General features: G+C 41.5%; 16 protein-coding genes, 1 other RNA gene and 1 pseudogene. 12 read left to right on the top strand and 6 right to left on the bottom strand.

Annotation, left to right across the window (positions count from 1 at the left end; all coding sequences use genetic code 11):
- Positions 1–1,626, bottom strand: a complete 1,626-nt coding sequence (locus P3J6_RS15640; protein WP_198523508.1) for a DUF342 domain-containing protein — start codon at positions 1,624–1,626, stop codon at positions 1–3.
- A gap of 249 nt (positions 1,627–1,875) precedes the next feature.
- Between P3J6_RS15640 and ssrA the strand changes: the two genes are divergently transcribed.
- Positions 1,876–2,232: a transfer-messenger RNA gene (gene ssrA, locus P3J6_RS15635) on the top strand.
- Between the two features lie 164 nt (positions 2,233–2,396).
- On the opposite strand, the pseudogene P3J6_RS15630 reads toward ssrA, so the two are convergent.
- Positions 2,397–2,501: pseudogene (locus P3J6_RS15630) on the bottom strand (aromatic amino acid transport family protein); the annotation flags it as partial.
- A gap of 103 nt (positions 2,502–2,604) precedes the next feature.
- On the opposite strand from P3J6_RS15630, the gene P3J6_RS15625 reads away from it, so the two are divergent.
- The gene (locus tag P3J6_RS15625) at positions 2,605–3,363 is read left to right on the top strand and encodes a sulfite exporter TauE/SafE family protein (RefSeq protein WP_198523507.1); all 759 of its coding nucleotides are present in this window, start codon (positions 2,605–2,607) and stop codon (positions 3,361–3,363) included.
- Here P3J6_RS15625 and P3J6_RS15620 read toward each other — a convergent pair.
- Both P3J6_RS15620 and mnmC read right to left on the bottom strand, forming a co-directional pair.
- Positions 3,356–3,991, bottom strand: coding sequence for an SDR family oxidoreductase (locus tag P3J6_RS15620; protein WP_198523506.1), 636 nt, complete (start codon positions 3,989–3,991; stop codon positions 3,356–3,358). The two genes, P3J6_RS15625 and P3J6_RS15620, sit on opposite strands and share 8 nt — an antisense overlap.
- 129 nt (positions 3,992–4,120) lie before the next feature.
- Entirely contained in the window at positions 4,121–6,130 is a 2,010-nt protein-coding gene (mnmC, locus tag P3J6_RS15615) for a bifunctional tRNA (5-methylaminomethyl-2-thiouridine)(34)-methyltransferase MnmD/FAD-dependent 5-carboxymethylaminomethyl-2-thiouridine(34) oxidoreductase MnmC (protein ID WP_198523505.1), read from the bottom strand.
- 178 nt (positions 6,131–6,308) lie between these two features.
- Here mnmC and fabB point away from each other — a divergent pair, with 178 nt between their 5' ends.
- From fabB to purF, 10 genes are all read left to right on the top strand, one after another.
- On the top strand, positions 6,309–7,520 hold the full coding sequence (fabB, locus tag P3J6_RS15610; RefSeq protein ID WP_010388041.1) for a beta-ketoacyl-ACP synthase I: 1,212 nt from the start codon (positions 6,309–6,311) through the stop codon (positions 7,518–7,520).
- Positions 7,521–7,628: 108 nt separating this feature from the next.
- Complete coding sequence (locus P3J6_RS15605) at positions 7,629–8,750, top strand: 4-phosphoerythronate dehydrogenase (protein WP_198523504.1); 1,122 nt, start codon at positions 7,629–7,631, stop codon at positions 8,748–8,750.
- A gap of 45 nt (positions 8,751–8,795) precedes the next feature.
- Positions 8,796–9,812 carry an aspartate-semialdehyde dehydrogenase gene (locus P3J6_RS15600; RefSeq protein ID WP_010388045.1) on the top strand — a complete coding sequence of 339 codons (1,017 nt, stop codon included), beginning with the start codon at positions 8,796–8,798 and terminating at the stop codon, positions 9,810–9,812.
- A gap of 349 nt (positions 9,813–10,161) precedes the next feature.
- Positions 10,162–15,048: a FimV/HubP family polar landmark protein gene (locus tag P3J6_RS15595; protein WP_198523503.1), complete on the top strand. Its 4,887-nt coding sequence runs from the start codon at positions 10,162–10,164 to the stop codon at positions 15,046–15,048.
- Between the two features lie 170 nt (positions 15,049–15,218).
- A complete protein-coding gene (truA, locus tag P3J6_RS15590; RefSeq protein WP_178956372.1) occupies positions 15,219–16,013 on the top strand; it encodes a tRNA pseudouridine(38-40) synthase TruA in 795 nt (264 codons plus the stop codon).
- A gap of 163 nt (positions 16,014–16,176) precedes the next feature.
- On the top strand, positions 16,177–17,052 hold the full coding sequence (gene accD / locus P3J6_RS15585; RefSeq protein ID WP_008111068.1) for an acetyl-CoA carboxylase, carboxyltransferase subunit beta: 876 nt from the start codon (positions 16,177–16,179) through the stop codon (positions 17,050–17,052).
- A gap of 25 nt (positions 17,053–17,077) precedes the next feature.
- Positions 17,078–18,343, top strand: coding sequence for a bifunctional tetrahydrofolate synthase/dihydrofolate synthase (gene folC / locus P3J6_RS15580; protein ID WP_198523502.1), 1,266 nt, complete (start codon positions 17,078–17,080; stop codon positions 18,341–18,343).
- 11 nt (positions 18,344–18,354) lie between these two features.
- A complete protein-coding gene (locus P3J6_RS15575; RefSeq protein ID WP_198523501.1) occupies positions 18,355–18,981 on the top strand; it encodes an SPOR domain-containing protein in 627 nt (208 codons plus the stop codon).
- A 209-nt stretch (positions 18,982–19,190) separates the two neighbouring features.
- Positions 19,191–19,685, top strand: coding sequence for a CvpA family protein (locus P3J6_RS15570; protein ID WP_076919200.1), 495 nt, complete (start codon positions 19,191–19,193; stop codon positions 19,683–19,685).
- An 18-nt stretch (positions 19,686–19,703) separates the two neighbouring features.
- Complete coding sequence (gene purF / locus P3J6_RS15565) at positions 19,704–21,230, top strand: amidophosphoribosyltransferase (protein ID WP_138605386.1); 1,527 nt, start codon at positions 19,704–19,706, stop codon at positions 21,228–21,230.
- Positions 21,231–21,309: 79 nt separating this feature from the next.
- On the opposite strand, the gene P3J6_RS15560 is transcribed toward purF, so the two are convergent.
- Together P3J6_RS15560 and P3J6_RS15555 are read right to left on the bottom strand one after the other, a co-directional pair.
- The gene (locus P3J6_RS15560) at positions 21,310–21,909 is read right to left on the bottom strand and encodes a Yip1 family protein (RefSeq protein WP_008111059.1); all 600 of its coding nucleotides are present in this window, start codon (positions 21,907–21,909) and stop codon (positions 21,310–21,312) included.
- Between the two features lie 175 nt (positions 21,910–22,084).
- On the bottom strand, positions 22,085–22,750 hold the full coding sequence (locus P3J6_RS15555; RefSeq protein ID WP_198523500.1) for a hypothetical protein: 666 nt from the start codon (positions 22,748–22,750) through the stop codon (positions 22,085–22,087).
- Positions 22,751–23,069: the final 319 nt, after the last annotated feature.

The raw sequence follows: 23,069 nt of genomic DNA, 5'->3' as shown, positions 1-23,069 counted from the left end.
TTAAAACGATTGGGTTATTTTACCTTCACTGTGGGTGATTAAATGTGGTGGGTAATTACGCGAAAAGCTAATTGATTCTCGTGCAATTTTAAGCTCTACCCCAGGGTGCATAAGCTCATTAACTTTTAAGCGACTGAGCGCTAAAAGCTGCGCCATTTTCTTTCTTAGTAACTGCTTTTGCTGATTGATGCTGGCGCTTCGGTTTGCTATGTGTTCTTCATTCGTTGTTATTTTATTCAAAAACTGCTGACGCTGTGCGCTTGCAACTTGTTTATTAATTCGCTGGCGCGCTTGCTGTAGTTCAATTGACTTACCGATTAAAACTTTTTCAAAGTCAGTGATTTGCGCTTGTTTTTGTTTTAGCACATACCATCGCTGTGCGATGCAAACACGGGTTTTAGTTCCTGCTGGTGCGCCCAATTCACCTGTTTCAATGCGCATTGCATCTAGAATATGGCCACCAATAATTTTCCCTTTAGGATCTTTTGCGCTGCCCACCCTAATTAAATTTCCAGCACTCAAGTCACAATGTAATGATTGGCGATCTATTAGTAAGTTTTGATCCGTTTTTATGTCACAGTATTGAGAGTAACCAAGCGCAACGGTTCGTTTAGCTAAAATAGAACAGGTAAATGGCTCATCTGCTTCTCGCTTTCTGCCAATTGCACCCTTTACTATTGTGATGGCGCTATCACTTTTGAGCTGCGCCGATTCAACAAAGCCTAAAACAGTAATATCGCCGCTGGCGGTCACGCGCATGCCATCTTTTATATCACCACTGACTATAATACTGCCATCAAATTCAACATGCCCAGTACTTGGGTCAATATTGTGAAAGCATAAAACATCATCAACACGCATACCACGGGGAAGGGCAACCGGTACGCCAGTACAGTCGGCAATTAATAAGTTGGGGTTGTCAGGCGCAATTTTAGTGCCGTCAAAAGGTTGTAATTTATGTTCTTTGCCAGGGGTTGCAGTTAGTACATCTCCAAACACAGTAAACCCATCAACCCCCGATGTTGCTGGAATACGCTGCATTAATTCACAACCAGGTTTTACGGTAATAATATCACCTAGGTTTCTCATATCGACTTTACCACCGCCTTTAGCTTGCGGGCTAAGTACGCGGTCTTGCGCTGTGCAGCAAAGACGCACAAATTTGGCATCGTTACCCACTTTAGGTGCACGACCAAAAGCGACTTCGGCGCAATGTGTGCTTCCTGGGGGTTTTTCGAACTGTTGCGCCAATAACTGTTCTAATGCATGAGAGCTAATGCCTTTTACAACCCCTGCTTGTGAGAACTCTTCAATCGCTTGTTCCATGCTAAGCAATTTACCGCCCTTGGCAGTAATAAGGGTAGCTTCAACGAGCATATTCTTTTCATCGATGTTTATGGTTAGCTTTGCATCAATGGCTTGAGCAATTACTAAAGAGGGGGCTTCTTCGGCGTTATTTTGAGCAAACAGCTTACCAATATTGCTAGCAATAACCTCACACTCGCAATATTCTGACTGGCCAATTAATTCAATAAGCTGTGTTGCTGTTGAGGCTAAACCTGAAACATGAGGGTGTGAAACTAAAGAGATATACCCCGTTTGCTCATTAAAAGAAAAAACCGACATTTATAAATCCTCTAGGTAATATGTCTGTTATTATTTTTTATAATTTATTAGACCAAGGTCTAGCCATGCATTTGAGCATAAAGCACCATCATTGTTAAGTAATTGTTTCTTAATTGTCCAATATTTTACATTTACATGTGTGTTTGATGCATGATTAACCAACCAATAAAATAAAACGCCTAAGGTGTTGAGTATTCGTAGGTTACTCGGTTATACTGCTTGGACACTCTGAATGAGTAACCTTATTCAGGGGCTGATTAGGATTCGACGGAATTCAAGAAGCCCGAGGTGCATGTCGAGGTGCGGTTTGCCTCGTAAAAAAGCCGCAATTTAAAGTAATCGCAAACGACGATAACTACTCTCTAGCAGCTTAGGCTGGCTAGCGCTCCTTCCATGTATTCTTGTGGACTGGATTTTGGAGTGTCACCCTAACACCTGATCGCGACGGAAACCCTGGCCGGGGTTGAAGCGTTAAAACTAAGCGGCCTCGCCTTTATCTACCGTGTTTGTCCGGGATTTAAAGGTTAATTAAATGACAATACTAAACATGTAGTACCGACGGTCGAGGCTTTTCGGACGGGGGTTCAAATCCCCCCAGCTCCACCAATAACGGTTTTTAAATTCGTTTGTTTAAAAACCCTAAAAAACCCGCAACTTGAGCAATCAAGTCGCGGGTTTTTTTATGGCTGAAATTATTGAATTTATTGTGCTTTGGTTTATCTTGCGAACCCCGAACCCCTGTCTCTTATACACATCTAGATGTGTATAAGAGACAGTAGTAATTGATCTTGGCTCATTATGCCTTGGCTTAATACTTGCCAAAATACATAAATAACCAGTGGTAAAGAGGCGCCTGCAATCATAACCTTGCGGAGATGTGTATAAGAGACAGACCCCGAACCCCATACCACTAAAAAACTAGTCGCTTACTTGCCTATTTTTTGTATTATGAGTTAATGATTAACAGCGGGCATAGATATGGATATTTTTACAGCTGAACACATTTCCCCTTTAATTTCGCTTTTACTCATTTTACTGGCGGGGTTTACTTCGTTTGTATCGGCGGCTTTTGGTGCGGGCGGTGGTTTAATGCTGTTGGTGGTAATGGCGTCGGTTATGCCTATGGCGGTGGTGGTGCCGGTTCATGGTTTAGTGCAGTTGGGCTCTAATGCCAATCGGTTGTTGTTAAGTATTGCCCATCTTGATAAGCCGATGTTGTTGTATTTTACTCTGGGTGGATTAATTGGCGCGGGGCTATCAAGCCAAGTAGTAAGCGATATTAACCTTGATAGCATGAAGCTGTTTGTGGCTTTATTTGTGATTTATTTATTGTGGGGAACAATTCCTGAATTTAATAAAGACTCACGATTAGGGCGCTTACTAGCGGGCTTAATAACCGCATTTATCTCGACTTTTGTCGGAGCAAGTGGGCCTTTGGTAGCGAGTTATTTACATATTAATCATTACGATAAACTTAAATTTACCGCGACTTTTTCAAGTATTATGACCTTGCAGCATAGTTTAAAAGCTGTCGTTTATGCGGGGCTTGGCTTTAGTTTTTGGCAATGGTTGCCGTTAACACTGGCGATGATTTTAAGCGGAGCCATTGGCACATGGTTAGGGATTAAGTTACTTAAGCGGTTATCGGTGGTACGTTTTAGAGTTATTTTTAAAGTGATTTTGACTCTGCTTGCCATACAGCTTGCATGGCAAGGGGTGAGTGTAATGTTTACTTAATAGCGGCTTTTATTGGTTTGTCGCCATCAAATACTTCAAATATGCAGCGATTGCTGCCTTGCTCTGTGGCAATGGTAAATAGAACATGGGCTACATTTTCACGGCTAATGATTGCTTTATCGCGCTCTTTAGGGCGTTCGGTAGAAATAAGTTTTGAGGCATTCTCATTAGTGAGTGAGCCTGGACGTACAATAGTATAATTGAGCCCGCTATTAATTAAATGCCTATCTGCCATATGCTTAGCTACTAAATAGGGTTTTAAGTCGCTTTGGATTGCATCCGGATCGTCTGCACCAATAGAACTCACCATAGTAAAGTGTTTGGCTGCATGTTCTTTTGCGTAATTAATGGCTTTAGTTGCAGCCCATAAATCAATAAGTAAGGTTTTATCTGCACCGGTATTTCCGCCTGAACCTGCGGCAAAAATGATATGGTCGCAACCGCGCAGCGCATCGCTAAAATCATTTTCTAAATCTTGCTCTACGATTGTTAGATAGTCGCTATTTAAGTCATCTAATTTGCTTTTGTCACGCACTAAAGCCACTACAGGATGTTGGTGTTCAAGCAATAGTTGGGTGGTTAGTTTACCAATTTGCCCACTGGCACCAATTACTAATGTTTTACTCATCACATACTCCTTATTTTATAAGACAAAACAGCCGACTTAAACTTTATCCACTGTACTAAAGAGCTGGGGGTAATAATTTGTTTTTAAAGTATAGGTTTGTTTTTTAGTGTGAGCAGTGTGATCTGCCTTTTAAATTTTATTGCGAATAAGGTCACGAACAATAAAACGTCCTGGGTGAATTGCTTGGCTCACACGCTCGCTTAGTGGGCGAGGTTCATTGTTTAAACTACTAATTAAGTGCTCGGCAGATAACGGTGCACTGCATAATGCTCGCGCGCCAAAGCCGGTAAACATATGTAGGCCCTGTTGTGGTTTTTCTAATGACTGATATTGATAGCGCTTGCCCAAACGTAAATTAGCAAATGCACGTGTATAATCAGTTTGCTCCACCCATTCACCGGCCATTGGTAAGTGGTCAATAAAACTACAGCGAACAGCGGCTTTGGCTGAGCTAATATCGCCTAAGCTAGTGGCAAATTCAGTGTTGTTATAAAAACTTAGTAGTTGCTCGCGGTTAGTGTGGTTGTCTTGCTCGGTCACTTCACGGCTTTTACTATTTTTTTCAAAGGTGGCGCCCATACAATGATGATCTAAATAAGCGGGAGTGAAATAGCCTTTGTGACATAACACGGTATTAAGTTTACGTGATTGCTCGCTTGCCTGAACATGTGACACTTGGCCGCGAACGCCAACAATGGGAAGTGTTTTGGTTTGCGTAAATGCATCACTGTGCTCACCAGTACAAATAATCACATCGCTAAAGGGGCCAAATGTTTGCTTTTGCGTGGTTAAGTACCAACCATCGGGTTGTTTATTAAATTGCTCAATATGGCAGTTAAATAGGCTTTCAAACGCATTTAATTGCTGTGCGGCATCTAACATTGCACAAACTAACTGCGGGGGATTAACCCAGCCGCCTTGTTCAAAAAACACCCCTGAGTAACCTGTTTTAACCCCAGCGATAGCATCCCCCTCATCAGCAGTCACATTTCGCATAAGCTGCTCTGGCCACAGTTGTTTATCAGCGAGGTTCTGATGGCGATCTGCCAATGGCTGTTTTACTGCATGTTGTAATACACCACACCACTGGTGATCAAACAAAAAGCCATTGTTGAGTAATTGATTATAAAGCCGCTTTGCGTATAAAAAACTGTGGGCAAATAATTCACTATGTGGCGAGTTTTTTGCCTGTAAGTGCGGATACACAGCTCCTTGTACATTGTGCGATGCCCCCATTGCGGGCTTTTTATCTTGGCAAAATAAGTGGCTTTTTATCCCACGCTTTGCGAGGCTATAAAGGATGCAACTGCTCGCTATACCACCGCCAATAACAGCCACACTTGAAAGCGGTGAGGGGTGATGCTCAAAATAGGCGGGGGCAGATTGTTTTGGGTTGGCTTGGGCGAGTGTGCCAATTAGCATTTCACGCTTTCGGCCAAAACCTTTGGCTTTTTGCATGCTAAAGCCTGCCTCGTTTAGTCCTCTGCGCACAAACCCCGCAGCGGTAAACGTGGCTAATGTGGCATTACTTCTGGAAATATCGACCATGGCGTTAAATACACTTTGCTGCCACATATCGGGGTTTTTACTTGGCGCAAAGCCATCTAAAAACCACGCATCAACTAGTCCGCTTTGTGGGTAGCTCATGCTATTAATACATTCCAGTACGTCGCCAAAGTAGAGGTCGAGGACTACACGGCCATTTGCAAATTCAAGTCGGTGGCAGCCATTTAAATTAATCGGATAGTGAGTAACGAGTTGGTCGCTAAAATGGCTTAAGCTAGGCCAAGCTTGCAAGGCTTGTTTTAAATCATTTACGCTAAGTGGATATTTTTCAAAAGAAATAAAATGTAATCGCTGGACTGTATTTGGCTGTTCATGTTGAACTTGTAGGCACTGTAAGTGGTCAGAAAACTGCAGCCATGCATTTAAAAAGTTAAGCCCAGTACCAAAACCGGTTTCGGCGATAACAAAGTGTTCACGGTCATGATTTTGTAACCGTGTATCTATACTGTTTTGTTGATAAAACACATAATGCGATTCAGCAAGGCCGTCGTCATTAGAAAAATAAACATCGTCAAAGTCATTGGCAACTGGTGTGCCTAAGTCGTTAAAGTGTATATGGGCGTTTTTTATCATGACCAATTCAATTTATAGATAATTTTTTAATTATTTTACGTGTTTTCTTTGAAATAGTCTGGCGTTATTTATAAGCTGTAGCTTCAGAGTACAAGTGTACGCTAGAAAGCTGACCACTTAGATGATTAAATTCGCGTAAAATAGAACACAATTAAGTATTAAGCTAAGGGAATTACCCATGAGAAGAGCCGTAATAACAGGCATCGGTGTTGTATCAAGCATCGGCAATAATAAACAAGAAGTATTAGAGTCACTAAAAGCGGGTAAAAGTGGTATTGCTTTTAATCAAGAATTTGCTGATTACAAATTGCGTAGCAATGTATCAGGTAAAATTGATATTGATGTTAAAGAGCATGTTGATCGTAAAGCAATGCGCTTTATGGGCGATGCGGCGGCTTACTCTTATATTTCAATGGCGCAAGCGATTGAAGATGCGGGTCTTAGCGACGAGCAAGTATCAAACGAGCGTACTGGTTTATTAGTTGGCTCTGGCGGTGGTTCATCAAAATGGCAAGTAGAAGCGGCTGATATTCTACGTGAAAAAGGCGTTAAGCGCGTTGGCCCCTACATGGTGCCACGTACTATGGCAAGTACCACCTCTGCATGTTTAGCAACGCCGTTTAAAATTAAAGGTGTTAACTATTCAATTAGTTCTGCGTGTGCGACTTCTGCGCACTGTATTGGCCACGCGGTGGAACAAATTCAATTAGGCAAGCAAGACGTTATTTTTGCAGGCGGCGGTGAAGAGCTTCACTGGACGTTAGCAATGGAATTTGACGCTATGGGCGCGCTTTCGACTAAATACAACGACACACCTGAAAAAGCATCACGTACTTATGACGCAAACCGCGATGGTTTTGTAATTTCAGCCGGTGGCGGTATTGTGGTTGTTGAAGAACTTGAACATGCACTTGCTCGTGGCGCGCATATTTACGCTGAAATTACCGGTTACGGCGCAACCTCTGACGGATACGACATGGTTGCCCCATCGGGCGAGGGTGCAGCACGTTGTATGCGTCAAGCTATGCAAAACGTTGACAGCATTGATTACTTAAATACCCACGGTACATCAACACCGGTAGGTGATGTTAAAGAGCTTGGCGCTATTCAAGAAGTATTTGGTGGTAATTCGCCAATGATCAGTGCCACTAAAGCAATGACAGGCCATGCACTAGGTGCTGCTGGTGTACACGAAGCTATCTTTTCATTATTAATGCTTGAGCACGGTTTTGTTGCGCCATCTATCAATATTGATGAGTTAGATGAACAAGCGGCAGGCTTGAATATTGTAACTGAAGCAAAAGACGTTGAACTAAACACGGTTATGTCTAACAGCTTTGGTTTTGGCGGTACTAATGCCACGCTAGTAATGAGCAAATACAAAGGTTAAGTTAACCGTTACCTATTTTAAAGCCGAGCAAAATGCTCGGCTTTTTCGTTTGTGCTAATAGGGGGTTGTTCGTTACAATAGCGCCTCATTTCGCCAAACGGACTCACAATGAAAATTCTTGCCGATCAAAATATGCCTTTAGTTGAGCAATTCTTTAAAGATATGGGTGAGGTTGAACGATTTGATGGCAGGCAATTAACCCCTGAACAACTTATCGATGTTGATGTACTGCTTACCCGCTCAGTTACTCAAGTTAACAGTGAACTATTAGCACAGGCGAATAAGTTAAGCTTTGTAGGTACAGCCACGATTGGTGTTGATCATATTGATACCGATTTACTCAACGCAAAAAACATTGATTTTACCAGTGCGCCTGGCTGTAATGCCATAGCCGTAGCTGAGTATGCAATAAGTAGCTTATTTGCATTAAGTCAAGAAAATGCCAGTCCGTTAAGCGGTAAAACAATCGGTATTGTGGGTGTAGGTAATATTGGCAGTTGCCTCGCGCAAAAATTAAAAGCGCTTAACGTTAATTTACTATTGTGCGATCCAATTAAGCATGAGCAAGGGCTATTAACCGAGCATGTTGAGTTAGATGAGCTATTAGCGCAGTCAGATATTGTCACTTTTCATGTGCCGTTGGTTAAAACGGGTAAACATAAAACCCTACACATGCTTGATAAAACACGCTTAACTAAACTTAAATCTGGGCTGACTTTAATCAACGCCAGCCGAGGTGATGTAATTGATAACCAAGCCTTGCTTGAAGTAATGCAAGCCGGAGCAGAACTCGATTTAGTGCTGGATGTTTGGGAAAATGAACCTAATATTTTAACTGAATTACTGGAACATGTGCGCTATGCCAGTGTTCACATTGCAGGGCATACCCTTGAGGGTAAAGCGCGAGGTACGCAAATGTTGTACCAGCGCTTATGTGAGCTAAAAGGGGTTAACGCAATAAAATCGCTTGATGATTTTTTACCGCCTCCTGCGATTAAAAAAGTCACCCTAGAAAGCAGTTTTAGCGAAACAGATATAGCCCGTTTAGTGCATTTAGTTTATGACGTACGCCGTGATGATGGCATTTTACTACGTCACTTGGCCGATGAAGGCTTTGACAGCTTACGAAAAAACTACCCAACCCGCCGTGAATTTAGCACTGTGATGGTTGAAGGTGATAGCACCGAGCTTGCCGTACTTGCCCAGCTTGGCTTTACCACAGCAAACTAATTTAATTAGCGCGGTTGTTTTAACCGTGCTTACAGAGGATGAAATATGTCGCAAAAATATAACGTTGCCGTACTCGGCGCTACTGGCCTTGTTGGTCGTCAAATCATTGAAACTTTGGAAGATCGTAAATTTCCGGTCGATCAGCTGTTTTTATTAGCAAGCAGCCGAAGTGCCGGCGAAGATATAAAGTTTCGTGGTGAGAGCATAGAAGTACGCGATGTTGAAGGCTTTGACTTTAGCCAAGCGCATATCGGCTTATTTTCTGCTGGTGGCAGTGTGTCTGAAAAGTATGCCCCGATTGCTGCAGACGCAGGCTGTATTGTTATTGATAATACCTCACATTTTAGAAATGACTTTGAAGTACCGCTAATTGTGCCAGAAGTGAATGCAGCGAGTTTAGCTGATTTTAGAAACCGTAATATAATCGCTAATCCTAATTGCTCAACTATTCAAATGATGCTTGCGCTTAAACCTATTTATGATGCCTACGGTATTGATCGTATTAACGTTTCAACCTACCAAGCAGTGTCGGGCGCAGGCAAAGAAGCGGTTGATGAACTAGCAAAACAAACAGCTAACTTAATGAATGCACGCCCAATGGAAAACGACATTTTTCCTAAGCAAATTGCGTTTAATGTTATTCCGCAAATCGATAGCTTTGAAGACAATGGCTATACACGCGAAGAAATGAAAATGGTAAACGAAACGCATAAAATTTTAGGCGATACGACCATTGCAGTAAACCCGACTTGTGTTCGTGTACCGGTGTTTTTCGGTCATTCTGAGTCAATTAATATAGAAACGCGTATGCCTTATGACTTTGAGCATGTGAAGCAATTATTGAGCGATGCACCGGGTGTTGAGCTAATTGATGATGCGGGTGATTACCCAACGGCTGTTTCAGATGCCAGTGGTAACGACACTGTTTACATTGGCCGTTTACGTGCCGATATTTCACACCCACATGGATTAAATATGTGGGTAGTAAGTGATAATACCCGTAAGGGGGCTGCAACCAACAGTGTGCAAATAGCAGAAGAGCTCATTGCTAATTACATGTAATTAGCCTGAAGATAGTGATAATCCAATAAACGGCAAACCTAAGTGGTTTGCCGTTTTTTTGTGCTTTAATTGCCATTTTTTTGCCACTTATAAACAACTGCTGTGAAAACACTTTGATAAACAACATAAAATTATTTTTATCTAGATGTTTAAGGTATTTATTTTCAATGCGTTGCGATGGATATTATGGCTTAACTGGTTTATAGTTTGTAACTGGAATAGAGCTTGCAATAAAAATAGATTGTAATAAAAATGTGCGTTAGCCTCGTGGTTAACAACGGCAAGAATAATCAATGTTTAAGCGCCAATTGAAAGCGCTGTGTTAACATTTAAACATTAAAGGATCAGCATGCGCGGTTTCGTTTCACTTATTATATTAGCGTCTGCACTGATGGTAACGACTGTTTACTCTCAAGACAGTACCCAATTAAGAGGGCCCAAAGGCGCAGATTACGGCGCACAGGGGCGTTCTATTGGGCCAATAAAACCAACCGATACACTTTGGCGCATTGCCGTTAAGGTTCGTCCTGATAATTCAGTTAGCATTTACCAAGTTATGCAGGCCTTGTATAACAAAAACCCCAACTCATTTTTAGAACAAAATTTAAATCATATGCGAAGCGGTTCTTACTTAAAGATACCTACTTTGGCAGAAATTAGACGAGTAAACCCGCAATTAGCTAAGCAACGCTCTGAGCAAGATGATGATCTGTGGGAAAAAAAGAAAAATGGTACGCTTACTCAAGCAGAAATTAACTCAGCACAAACACAAGTAACGCAAGCTCGCAAAGCAGACGTTGATGAAGCCAAAAAAGAATTACAACAAGAATTAAAAGAGATAAAAACAGACCAAGGTAATAAATTAGTTGAGCTTCAGCAGCAGTTTAAAAGTTCAGTTAGCAACGTAGAAGAGATTTTAGTCGAAAACAACAACCTAAAAAAACAGCTTACAGGTATTTCAAACGAGTTAGAAAACGTTCGCTTACAGCTTGGTCAAGACAGTGAAATACAGCAACAGTTAAAAGAATTAATCCTTAAGCAAAATGAGATTATTGCGCAGCAAAAATTAAAAGAGGTAGAGCAAGAGAGTGAATTTAGCTTTGCCGCGCTACTTTCGAATCCTTTAGTGCTGATTTTATTAATGACCATTCCGGCTTTATTGATCATTTTTGCCGTTGTTATGTGGTTGCGTAAGCGTAGTAATAATCAAGAGCCTGAAAGTGACGATGATGAGTTTATTCCTCAAGCTCCAGCGTTTACTGATCCAATAAATGAAGAGCAAGAGCCCATTCTTGATGAAGAAGCGCCAGCTCCCGATCCGCTTGATGATATAAGCGTGCAATTAGACGACAACATGGATGACGTGTTACTCGATGATGATGTGGCATTTAACGATGATCTCGATGATGACAGTCTACTAGATCAAGATGAGTTAGAAAGCTTACTCAATGATGATGTTGTTTTTGAAGACGAAAATACTGAAGACGATGAACTTGATGTTTTCATGCAACAGGACTTTGATAGTTCCGATGGCGATGATACAGGTGATGCTATCGACCTTGATGAGTCAGATGACATTTTAAGTTCGGATGACCTAGATAGCTTGTTTGATGAAGAAGATGACGATGCTCTGCCAGATGAACCTAAAGGTGAATCGAACGATGATATGGCAGCACTTAGTGAAGAACTTGCTGAAGAGGGCGAAGACTTTAACATTGACGACTTGCTTGATGAGAATAATGAACAAGCAGATGATGTAACAGCACAAGCTGATGATGACGATGAGTTTGATATAGACAGTTTACTCGATGCTGAGCAACCAGTAGCTCAAAGCGAAGAGCCTGATATCGATAGTTTAGTTGAAGAAGATGACGAGTTTGATATTGATGACTTGCTTGATGCTGAGCAACCGGAGACTCAAAGCGAAGAGCCTGATATCGACAGTTTAGGAGAAGAAGGCGACGAGTTTGATATTGACCAATTGCTCGATACTGAGCAACCAGCTACTGAGGCTCAAAACGAAGAGCCAGACATCGACAGCTTAGTTGATGAAGACGATGAAGTTGATATTGATGAATTGCTCGATGCTGAGCAACCAACTACTGAAGCTCAGAGCGAAGAGCCTGATATCGATAGCCTAGTTGATGAAGACGATGAAGTTGATATTGACCAATTGCTCGATGCTGAGCAACCAACTACTGAAGCTCAAACTGAAGAGCCTGATATCGACAGTTTAGTTGAAGAAGACTATGAAGTTGATATTGATGGTTTGCTCGACGCTGAGCAACCAACTACTGAAGCTCAAACTGAAGAGCCTGATATCGACAGCTTAGTTGAAGAAGACTATGAAGTTGATATTGATGGTTTGCTCGACGCTGAGCAACCAACTACTGAAGCTCAAACTAAAGAGCCAGACATCGACAGCTTAATTGATGAAGACGAAGTAGATATTGACGATGTACTAGATACTGAACAACCTGAAAGTGATGTTCATGATTCTGAAATAGATCATGCATTGGCGGACTCAATTGAAGATTTAACTGACGCGCAAGAAGAGTTAAATAGTGAAGATGTAGAATCTATCGCTTCATCTTTTGCTGAGCCAGAGGTTGCAGCTGAGACAGAAATTGTAGCAGAGCCTGAACTTGAAGCAGAGCCTGAGCTTGAAGCAGAGCCTGAGCTTGAAGCAGAGCCTGAGCTTGAAGCAGAGCCTGAGCTTGAAGAAGAGCCTGAGCTTGAATCAGAGCCTGAAATTGAAGCAGAGCCTGAGCTTGAAGTAGAGCCTGAACTTGAAGTAGAGCCTGAGCTTGAAGCAGAGCCTGAACTTGAAGCAGAGCCTGAACTTGAAGCAGAGCCTGAGCTTGAATCAGAGCCTGAACTTGAAGCAGAGCCTGAGCTTGAAGCAGAGCCTGAGCTTGAAGTAGAGCCTGAACTTGAAGTAGAGCCTGAACTTGAAGTAGAGCCTGAGCTTGAATCAGAACCTGAAGCAGAGCCAGAACTTGAAGCAGAGCCTGAGCTTGAAGTAGAGCCTGAGCTTGAATCAGAGCCTGAGCTTGAATCAGAGCCTGAACTTGAAGTTGAGCCTGAACCTGAAGCAGAGCCTGAAGTTGCAGCTGAGCCTGAACTTGAATCAGAGCCTGAAATTGAAGCAGAGCCTGAGCTTGAAGTAGAGCCTGAGCTTGAAGTAGAGCCTGAGCTTGAAGCAGAGCCTGAGCTTGAAGCAGAGCCTGAGCTTGAATCAGAGCCTGAGCTTGAAGTAGAGCCTGAACTTGAAGTAGAGCCTGAACTTGAAGCAGAGCCTGAGCTTGAAGCAGAGCCTGAGCTTGAATCAGAGCCTGAACTTGAAGTAGAGCCTGAGCTTGAAGCAGAGCCAGAACTTGAAGAAGAGCCAGAACTTGAAGAAGAGCTAGAACTTGAAGCAGAGCCTAATGTCGGATCAGAAGATGATTTTACCGATACGTCTTCTAATTTACTCGATCCAGAAGACGCGCTTGATGAGTACAACAATGAAAACCTTGATAGCGTTGATGATTTACAGAGTGAGTTAGAACAAACAAGTGATGATTATGTAGAAGCACCTGATTGGTCAGTCGATGGCTTAGACGAGCAACCTGAACTTGAAGCAGAGCCTGAACTTGAAGCAGAGCCTGAGCTTGAAGTAGAACCAGAGCTTGAAGTAGAACCTGAGCTTGAAGCCGAACCTGAGCTTGAAGTCGAGCCGGAGCTTGAAGCAGAACCTGAACTTGAAGCAGAGCCTGAACTTGAAGTAGAGCCTGAGCTTGAAGTAGAGCCTGAGCTTGAAGTAGAACCAGAGCTTGAAGTAGAACCAGAGCTTGAAGTAGAACCAGAGCTTGAAGTAGAACCAGAGCTTGAAGTAGAACCAGAGCTTGAAGCAGAGCCAGAGCTTGAAGCAGAGCCTGAGCTTGAAGTAGAGCCTGAACTGGAAGCAGAGCCTGATGTTGGATCAGAAGATGATTTTACCGATACTTCTTCTACTTTACTCGACCCAGAAGATGCGCTTGACGAATACAACGATGAAAACTTCAAAAGTGTCGATGATCTTTTAAGTGAGCTTGAGCAAACAGGCGATGAGGATGAACAAGTACCTGATTGGTCAATGGATGACTTAGACGATGATCTTGATGAAGAGGAAATTGATTTAGGCGATGACCCGCTTGCTGGCGATATCCAAAGCAACGATTTATCGACAGAAGACGATGAGCTATATGAGCCTGAAATAATCACCCCAAGTGAAGAACTTGAGGAGTATCCTGAGTTAGAGCTGGATGATGACCTGCCTTTATCTGATGAGGAACAACAATCTTTAACACCACAAGAGCTACAAGGTGATAATTTAGATGGTGATGCCACAGGCATGTCACCCAGCCAAGCAGAGCAAGATCTCGCTAATGCTCTATCAGCAGGTAACGATCTCGATAGCCTAGAAGATGATTTTGATGATGAGCTGTTACTTAACAATGAGTTTTCAGAGTTAGATATAGAGCAAGCTTTAGATAATGATATTTCAGAGTCTGCAGATCTGACTGAACAAGCTGCAGTTGAGCAAGCTGTTAGCTCTAATGATGATTTTGACGATGATCAACTTGATGCGTTAACAGAGTCAGCTGAATTTACCGATCAGCAAACAAATGCTGATCGTGAAGCTGATTTAACGCAAACGTCAGTACCATCAGAATCAGAAATGATTTCAGATGATGAGCTTGATGATGAGTTCATGGCTGATTTAACACAAACAGATTTTGATTCATTACTGAATGAGTTGGCTGAACCTGATGATGTTGATTTAAGCGATAGCAGTGAATTCGATGTTGATTTTAATATCTTACTTAACGAAGATTTAGCTGATGATAAAGCACCATCGTTGCAAGAGCCCATTGAGCAACCTGAGGTTACTGAGCCATTAGATCAAGATGACTTTGTTGATATTGATGCATTACTAGAGCAAAGTGATGATGCGGATATAGATCACGAACCTTACACCGACGTCGATATGGATGTTGGTTTGGGTGACTACGATTCATTACTTGCTGGTGATAACCCTATGGATGTTGATACTCAAAGTGGTGGTTACTCGGCAAAGCTTGATCTTGCTCACGCATATATAGAGATAGATGATGCTGACTCGGCAGTTAAAATTTTAGATGAGATTATTAATAATGGCCCAGACGATGTGCAAGAAGAAGCACAAAATCTAAAAGCTAAGCTGAAAAACTAACAATAGCTAATCCTGAAAAGGATATCTGAGCTGTAAAACCCGTTATTGGCTAACACTAATAACGGGTTTTTTTGTATCGCATAGTTAGGAACCTTAGTTCGCTGCTTTTATTGGAACGCCATATAGCATAAAATGCAGCGTCGATTAGCACAGTAGGTAAAGCAGTAATTATGCGAGTAGCACTTGGAGTAGAATACAACGGCGCGCGTTACAGTGGTTGGCAGCGTCAATCTCATGTAAATAGCGTACAACAAGAAGTAGAAAAAGCGTTGTCGCGCATTTGTAATCATCCGGTTGAAATTGTATGTGCAGGGCGCACCGATGCCGGCGTGCATGGCACTGGTCAAGTTGTGCATTTTGATACCCATGCTGATCGTGAAATGGTGGCCTTTACATTAGGCATGAATACCTTATTACCAAAAGACATTGCTATTCGTTTTGCCCAGCCTGTGGTTGAAGACTTTCATGCTCGCTTTAGTGCAACTGCTCGTCGTTATCGTTATGTGATTTATAATTATGCGTTTCGTGGTGCGGTATTAAATGAAGGTGTTACCCATTTTCATCATCCTTTAGATGAAGTGAAAATGCAGCAGGCTTGCCAATATTTATTAGGTGAGCACGATTTCACCTCGTTTAGAGCGCTTCACTGCCAAGCTAATACGGCAACGCGAACGATTCATCATTTATCGGTACAGCGCCAAGGTGCTTATGTCATTATTGACATTAAAGCCAATGCGTTTTTGCATCATATGGTACGTAATATTACCGGGTGTTTAATGGATATCGGTTTACATAAACATGAACCAATTTGGTTAAAAGAGTTGCTAGATCTTAAAGAGCGTGCCAAAGCGAGCGCCACAGCAAAAGCGGCGGGTTTATATTTAGTAGATGTTGATTACCCAGAACACTTTAATATTCCTAGAACGCCGTTGGGGCCATTGTTTTTAGCCGATACCGATATTTAAAAGGTAATCAGGTGGTTATTTTTATACGCTATTATTCGTAGGGCTAACTACTAAGACCAGTTTTTTATACCGTGATAGCGTAATTCATGTTTTAATTGGAAAAATTTGTTTGCATGGTTAACATGTAGACTCGCGACACAGAACAGCATTAAGAGAGTTGCAAATGAGTTGGCTAGAAAAAATCTTACCAAAAACGACTAAATCTTCAGGTCGTAAAGAAATTCCAGAAGGTGTATGGGCTAAATGTACGTCATGTGATTCAATTTTATATAAAGCAGAATTAGAAAAATCACTAAATGTATGCCCTAAGTGCGACCATCATATGCGTGTTAGTGGTCGTAAGCGTCTTGAACAATTTTTAGATGACGGTGACCGTCATGAATTAGGCGCTCAACACGAACCCAAAGATGTGCTTAAATTTAGAGACTCTAAAAAATACTCAGATCGTATTAATGCAGCTCAAAAGTCAAGCGGTGAAAAAGACGCACTGGTTGCAATGAAAGGAAACCTAAAAGGTATTCCGGTTGCTGCAGTTGCATTTGAATTCTCATTTATGGGTGGCTCAATGGCATCGGTTGTAGGTGCTCGCTTTGTTGATGCGGTTGACCAATGTTTAGAGCATAATATGCCGCTGATTTGTTTTTCTGCATCGGGCGGCGCGCGTATGCAAGAGGCGCTAATGTCACTTATGCAAATGGCTAAAACCAGTGCCGCACTTGCTAAAATGACCGAAAAAGGCCTACCGTTTATCTCGGTAATGACTGATCCAACAATGGGTGGTGTATCAGCATCATTGGCAATGCTTGGTGATATTAATGTTGCAGAGCCTAAAGCTTTGATTGGTTTTGCCGGTCCGCGTGTTATTGAACAAACCGTGCGTGAAACACTGCCAGAGGGTTTCCAACGCAGTGAGTTTTTATTAGAGCACGGCGCAATCGACATGATAATTGACCGTCGAGAAATGCGCGATACGCTTGCACGTATCTTAGCAAAATTTATGAACTTGCCTTCTACGGAACAAGAGCATAGAGTAGCGTAAATTTCAGCTTTACTGATTACATGCTATGACAAAAACAATTCCTAGCCAATCATCAAGCCTTGATGATTGGCTTTGTTATTTAGAGAGTGTTCACCCTGCTAATATAGAAATGGGTTTAGAGCGCGTTGCTCGTGTTGCTAACAACATAGAGCTTTTAACTTCCTCAAGTAAAATCATTCTTATTGCAGGCACCAATGGCAAAGGAACAACGGCACGTTGTTTAGAGTCATTATTATTAGCCCAGGGTTATTGTGTTGGCACCTATGCTTCACCTCATTTAGTTCGCTACAATGAACGTGTACGTGTTAATAGCGCTGAGCTTGACGATCAATACCATGTCGATGCGTTTAATTTACTAGAGCAAGGACGTGGTGACACACCATTAACCTATTTTGAATATGGCACCTTAGGCGCGTTGGCAATATTTAAACGCTTAGAAGTTGACTACGTGTTGTTAGAGGTCGGTTTGGGCGGGCGTTTTGACGCGACTAATATTGTTACCCCATTTGCCAGTGTGATCACCACCATCGATTTAGATCATAAAGAATATTTAGGTGATACCCGTGAGCTAGTGGCTTATGACAAGGCGGGAATTTTTAGAGAGAGTACTCCGGCAATTATTGGGGATTTAAATATTCCGTATACAATGACCGATTATGGCAAAGAAATTAACGCTAATATGGTGTTATCGGGTAGCGACTTTATTTTTAAAGAGTATGCGCAGAGTTTTAGTTGGCAATTTAAAGCACATAAACTCGAGTTACCTAAACCAGCCATCCCGTGTCAAAATGTGGCCACTGCGTTAACGACCTTGTCGGTGCTAGATTTATTACCAAGTGATGAAGTGATAACTCAGTGCATAGCTAACTTAGTGGTAGAAGGGCGCTTTCAACAATTAAGTGAGTCGCCATTAGTGTACACCGATGTGGCACATAACCCTGAATCGGCACGTTATTTAGCAACTAAGTTAGCAAGCTATAAAGATAAAGGCTTTAAAATTCATGCATTAGCCGCTATGCTTGCTGATAAAGATAAAGTCGGTGTGCTTAAAGAAGTGGCTGATATAGTCGATGAATGGTCTTTAGCGAGCTTAGACGGCCCGCGTGGCGATAGTGCCGCCCATCTTCAACAGGCGCTTTCAAGTATACCCAATAGTCATTTTAAACAGGGTTATAGCAACGTAGAGGTAGCATTGGATGCTATTTTGCCAAGCCAGCCAAGTAATACACTATTGATTGTATTTGGCTCATTTTTTACCGTGGCTGGCGCTATTCATTACTTTAAAAAATAGAGAGGATGTCGGTGAACTCAGGTTTTATTAATCGCTTAGTCGGAACAAGTATTGTGGTGATCGCAGCAATTGTGTTTATTCCCAATATACTCGATGGTGAAAAAGTGCACTATAAAGAAGGCTTTAAAGCGATTCCAGAACGCTCTGAGTTCAAGACCATTGATTTACAAGAATCAATTGATCAACAAGTGGCAAATGCAGAACCATTAAAAGAGGATGAAATTGAAGATATTCAGCCTGATGATGCTGCATTTGAGCAACAAAACAGCTCTGCTGAAACTGACGTTACTGCACAGCCAGCAATGGTTGAAGCAGTTATAGCCGATACAAAACAAGGCACAGTCACTACCGGGCAAGATGATGCTATGCGTAATACTAATGAAAACCTAACAAGTATGGCGTATGTCATTCAGCTTGGTAGTTTTTCTCATGCGGCAAATGTAAAAGCGTTGCAGGCAAAGCTAAAAACGAAAGGTTTTAAAAGCTTTACTAGGCCAATTAAAACGCCAAATGGTACGTTAACTAAAGTATTTGTAGGGCCGTCATTAAGTAAAAATGAGCTGCAGTCCCAACTTCCCGCACTGAAAGAACTAACTAAACTAAACGGTAAAGTTACTCAATTTGAAGTGGCAAAATAACTTAGTCATTAATAGGTAAATGTGTTTATCAGCTGATATTACACATTTATCTATTCCCTGAACTATCCTCACTTCTAGCCTACATATTTCACGCTATTTTTTATCTAAAAACTGCATGTTTTTACTCATCTGCAATCTCACGCTTAAACTTGCATCACGAGGAGGTTTAGGTATAGAATGCGCCCCAAATTAGCGACTATTTGGTTCTTATGATCTGGGTTGATTACGCCATTCTTGGCATTATTGCACTCTCTACCATCATCGGTTTAATACGCGGCTTTGTTAAAGAAGCTATGTCATTAGCGGTATGGGCAGGGGCTTTCATCATCTCCAGCTTATTTTATCAATATTTAGCTTCCTTCCTAACATCCATTTCTGAACCCCTTTTAAGAAATGCGGCGGCCATTGCCATATTATTCTTTGCGACGCTATTGTTAGGCGGTTTACTAAACTATATTTTAGGTGAGCTTGTACAGCGAACCGGATTATCCGGCACAGACCGTGTTTTTGGTCTGGTGTTTGGTGCTCTTCGAGGCGTGTTGGTCGTGAGCGCGTTACTCTTCTTTCTTGATGCTTTTACTGGTGCGCCTAATACGCATTGGTGGGGCAACTCCATTTTGATTCCAGAATTTGGCTTTGTAGTTGAATGGTTCTTTTCGTACCTAGAAAACAACTCGAGCTTTTTAAATTCAGTAAACCGTTAATCGGCGAGGATAAATTACATGTGTGGTATCGTTGGAATAGTCGGAACATCGCCAGTTAATCAGGCGATTTATGATGGCTTAACCGTTTTGCAACACCGTGGCCAAGATGCTGCGGGTATCATAACTATTGAGAACAATACATTTAGCTTGCGCAAAGCAAATGGCCTAGTGAAAGATGTGTTTCACACTCGTCATATGAAACGTTTGCAAGGCAACATTGGCATTGGCCATGTGCGCTACCCAACGGCGGGTTCTTCAAGCTCGTCAGAGGCTCAGCCGTTTTACGTGAACTCTCCTTTTGGTATAGCACTTGCCCATAATGGTAATTTAACCAATGCAGAGTCGTTAAAAGAGCAGTTATTTTCAGAGGCACGTCGCCATGTTAATACCACCTCTGATTCTGAGATTTTACTTAACATCATGGCACATGAGCTAAGTAAGTCAGACAAGCTTAAATTAGACCCTGAAGATATTTTTACCGCGGTTACTGAAGTTAACAATAAAGTGACGGGTGGTTATGCCACTATTGCCATGATTATCGGCCATGGTATTGTGGCGTTTCGCGATCCAAATGGTATTCGTCCTCTTGTATTTGGTAAACGTGAATCTGCTGCGGGTACTGAATATATGTTTGCCTCAGAAAGTGTGGCGTTAAAGCCAGATGGCTTTGAGTTTATCCGTGACGTTGCCCCAGGCGAAGCTATTTATGTGACGGAAAAAGGCGAGTTTCATTCTTTTGCCTGTGCGGATAAAGTGTCTTACTCACCGTGTATTTTTGAATTTGTTTACTTTGCGCGCCCGGATTCAACCATTGATCGTATGTCGGTTTATGCTGCACGTGTAAATATGGGGACTAAACTAGGCGAGAAAGTAGCACGTGAGTGGGCTGATAAAGACATTGATGTCGTTATTCCTATCCCAGAGACTTCGTGTGATATCGCTTTAGAAATGGCACGCGTGCTTGATTTACCTTATCGCCAAGGCTTTGTTAAAAACCGCTATATTGGTCGTACGTTTATCATGCCAGGCCAAGAGCTACGTAAAAAATCAGTACGTCAAAAACTTAATGCAATTGACCGTGAGTTTAAAGGTAAAAATGTCCTACTTGTTGATGATTCAATTGTACGTGGTACAACTTCAGCACAAATAGTTGAGATGGCACGCGAGTCTGGTGCTAAAAATGTTTACTTTGCGTCAGCTGCACCGGAAATACGCTTTCCAAATGTATACGGTATAGATATGCCATCGGCGGCTGAACTCATTGCACACGGCCGTGAGGTTGAAGATATTAACCAAAGCATTAGCTCTGATGGTTTAATCTTTCAATCATTAAGTGATTTAATTGCTGCAGTTAGCCAAGAAAACCCTGAAATCACTAAGTTTGAAACGTCAGTGTTTGATGGACAATACATTACTGGCGATGTTGATCAAGACTATCTAAATCGTATTGATAAGCTACGTAACGATTCTGCTAAAAGCACCCGCGAAAACGCGATGTCGTCTGGTTTAGAAATACATAACCAAGATGAAAACGAATCTGATTAATAGTGTAGTTACAGTCTAATAGTTATATTAACTGTAAATAAAAAAGGAGCTTAATCGCTCCTTTTTTGTTTTTCAATTTTTAGGTAAACATAGGGCTGATTATACCGTTGGTCCATAGCATGGCGGTAAGCGCTAAAATAATAACAAGTAGAATTAATCCACAGGTGACAACAGAGCTTGCATAAATAAAGCCGCGCTCCTGCGGAATGTGCATCAAAATAGGGACGCCGGTATACAGTAAATAAACTGAGTAAGCGAGTGCCACTAACCCAACACACACCACAAACCACAACTCAGGCCAAAAAGCAGCCAATGCCGACATAAACACCGGTGTTGCGGTATACGCTGCCAGCTCGATAGTTTGGGTAAAGGTTGGTTTAGCACCAAAAGTAACCGCCATCCAATGCGCTAAGTAGGCCAGTGCAAATACACCGCCAATTAAAGCAACATACATAGCCGCACCAATCATCAGTGCGCTTTCATGGGTTAAAAAAACGGGGTTACCTGTGCCTATACTCCAGCCTAGGTAAACCGATGAGTAGTATCCCATTGCTGAGGGAAATAAAGCGATTAGCAAAATGTGCGATAAGCTGTAGGTTAAGCTTTCGTGACGGTTATCAATTGTTTGCCACTCTTCGAGTGGATGGGCGTATAAGCCCCATAGGTGATTTAGTATCATTGCGTGCTCTCCATAAAAGGATATATTACTGTTTGGTTATAGTTGGTTTGTTTTTTATACAGTCCACTTATTTATGGTTCAGTAATAGGCGCTTGTCAAGAAGCCGCAATGTGTAGTGTATTATTAAGTATTGGCACTTTTTTAATTATTTTAACGTAGTACCTTTTTATTTTTGTTAAATTAAAAGGTCTACCTTATTAGCATCGGTTAATAATTTAGTCGCTTTTTCTTGATATAGTTTTAATGTGTCATCTGATATAAAGTTATTAAAGGTATTAATTATTTCCTTCATATAAGATGCTCTTACTTGATATGTGCTGCGCTCTGGGTAGTTTTTAGCTTCGTTATCTGATTGTTTTGAACTCGCTGTTAAGTACTCTTTTATATTAATTTTTTCATCAGGGTCTACATTACCTCCGCCAAAAGAAAGAATATTAAGTGTCGACTCTAAATTAAGCATTTCTTCTCTTTTTCTAGATATGATCGGATTACCAGCTTGATCTCGTCTTACTGGTTCTTCACTGCCGAATTTTTGTGTGTATTCACGATCCATATCGTTAGCAGTTTTAACAATGTAATGTAGTTCATTGGTGCTCATGTTAGTAAAATCAAATTCATCATTTTTAAAGAGTGTAGCGTAAGCACTGCCTTCAATTAACGATAAATTAGAGAGTTGCTCTTGTTTTTCTATCGTTTTTTTAGGTGGTTCCTCAATATTTACACTGAGTTTTACACCTGTCTCTTTAGTATTTTTTTGCTCAGAGATATTCCCATTATCAGTTTTTGTAAAAGTAGTGGCTTTATTAAAGAAATTAGGTAAGACATTGTTGCTAATTTTCATAAAAATCCTTTTCAAATAATTGTTTAAGTGTTATCGGCGGAATTAAATAAAGCTTAAGCGCTTATTTTAGTTTTGTTATAAACGGCCGATAAGGTAGAGCTTTATAAGCCGTTTATATAGTAATTAGCCTTTACTTCTTACTTCATATGAGATGCCGCCATAGCTAGTAGAGTTAGAAGTATTTTTATTTAAAACCTCCCAATAATAAGTACCTGTTTTGAATATAGAGGTAGATACAGCAACGCTATACCCGCCAGCAACCTTTTTACCATCGCTATCAACTAACGTGACACTAAATTTATGCCCTTCATAATTTCTT

The sequence above is a fragment of the Pseudoalteromonas sp. 3J6 genome (assembly GCF_903995135.1).
Classification (GTDB): Bacteria; Pseudomonadota; Gammaproteobacteria; order Enterobacterales; family Alteromonadaceae; genus Pseudoalteromonas.
Note: the sequence above shows the minus strand (reverse complement) of the source record. Positions and strands in the feature narration are given on the sequence as shown.